The sequence below is a fragment of the Intestinibacter sp. genome, from assembly GCF_051866655.1.
Taxonomy (GTDB): Bacteria; Bacillota; Clostridia; order Peptostreptococcales; family Peptostreptococcaceae; genus Intestinibacter.
In genome coordinates this window covers 1-1,869 of the sequence record NZ_JBJDXL010000026.1, presented here as the reverse complement: position 1 = coordinate 1,869, position 1,869 = coordinate 1, and the positions used below count along the sequence as shown (strand labels likewise).

The 1,869-nt window shown below is 30.3% G+C and carries 1 protein-coding gene; it reads right to left on the bottom strand.

Features of this window, described 5'->3' with window-relative positions; all coding sequences use genetic code 11:
* Positions 1-290: 290 nt before the first annotated feature.
* Positions 291-1,532 carry a serine hydroxymethyltransferase gene (glyA, locus tag ACI3VO_RS00750; protein WP_439756075.1) on the bottom strand — a complete coding sequence of 414 codons (1,242 nt, stop codon included), beginning with the start codon at positions 1,530-1,532 and terminating at the stop codon, positions 291-293.
* Between the last annotated feature and the right edge of the window lie 337 nt (positions 1,533-1,869).

Sequence of the window (1,869 nt, the reverse complement as noted above, 5' to 3'; positions counted from 1 at the left end):
ATAAAAATTCAAATTCAGGAAAATTAGTCTTTAGCTTTTGAATTTGTTCATATATTACCTCTTCATCGTAAATATAAAAAGGTCTTTTATATTCATTCATTAAATTTTTTATTGTGCTTTTATCCATATATTTTATCCCCCAATTTTAGCTTTTATGATTAAATATTAACACATTTTATACGTTAAAATATATTTTTTTCCTTCTTAAAATAATAAATCCTACACAATATATTTGAACCATATATCGCATAGGATTTAGGGGAGTAGTTATTTATTTTTAATTAAAAATCTTAATCCATTAAATCATATTCTTCATATAGAGGATATTTCTTAGTAAGACCTATTACTAATTCTCTAGCCATATCTAAATCTCTATCATTCAAGCATAAATCTATAGCTTCTGCAATTACAGCCATATCCTCTTCCACCATACCTCTAGTAGTTACGGCAGGAGTACCTATTCTAACACCACTAGTTACAAGCGCACCATTTGGATCGTTTGGTACAGTATTTTTATTTACAGTTATGTAAGCTTCGTCTAACAATTTTTCAGCTTCCTTACCTGTTATTCCTTTGTTTGTAAAATCTAATAAAATCAAGTGATTATCAGTTCCTCCACTTACTAGCTTATATCCTCTCTTTAATAATTCTTCAGCAAGTCTTTTAGCATTTTTAACAACTTGAGTTTGATAAGCTTTGAATTCATCGCTCAATGCTTCCTTAAAACAAACTGCCTTTGAAGCTATAATATGTTCAAGCGGACCACCTTGTATTCCAGGGAATATAGATTTATCTATTGCTTTTGCATATTCTTTCTTGCAAAGTATAACGCCACCACGAGGGCCTCTTAAAGTCTTATGAGTTGTAGTTGTCACAAAATCTGCAACCTCTACTGGATTTTGATGAAGTCCAGCTGCTACAAGTCCTGCTATATGAGCCATATCTACCATTAGATAAGCCCCTACTTCGTCTGCAATCTCTCTAAATTTCTTAAAATCTATTTCTCTAGGATAAGCACTTGCACCTGCAACTATCATCTTAGGTTTAACTTCTAGAGCCATTTTTCTGACTTCATCGTAATCAATTAAACCCTCTTCATTTATACCGTATTCAGTAAAATCAAAGTATTTTCCTGATATATTCGCTGGTGAACCATGAGTTAAGTGACCACCTTCAGATAAATTCATACCCATTACCTTATCTCCTGGTTTAAGCATTGCGAAATAAACTGCTAAATTTGCATTTGCACCTGAATGTGGTTGTACATTTGCATGCTCTGCACCGAATACTTTCTTGATTCTTTCTATAGCTAAAGTTTCGACCTCATCTATATGAGCACAACCGCCGTAATATCTTTTACCTGAATATCCTTCTGCGTATTTATTAGTTAAATGACTTCCCATAGCCTCCATGACTGGCACTGAAACTATATTTTCAGATGCAATTAACTCTATATTTCTTTGCTGTCTAACTAATTCTCTCTTCATACTAGCATATAAATCTGGATCTGCTATTTTTAAATTTTCAAACATAGATTACCTCCAAATACAGTAAATTTTCCTTATATTACTTTTTGAAATATTATAATTTTAATAATTTTCTCAAAATTATTTATAATATACAGTATACCAAATATTTTAAAATTATCAATTGTACAATAAAATTTATATATATTTATTTATAAAAAATATATTAAGACAAAAAACAAAAAAAGGAGAACCTAATCTCCTCAAAACATAACTCATATTGTGGGTAAACGAGTTATGAGACTCAAAAGTCTATAAACGCCACCTACTAAATAGGTGAATTTTGTTTCTTGATGTTTGTTAAATATATAATAGCACAATGTATACATTAATGCAAAGTATC

Excerpts from the sequence above, each read along its gene's own strand:
- glyA (WP_439756075.1), bottom strand. The coding sequence starts at position 1,532 with ATGTTTGAAAATTTAAAAATAGCAGATCCAGATTTATATGCTAGTATG.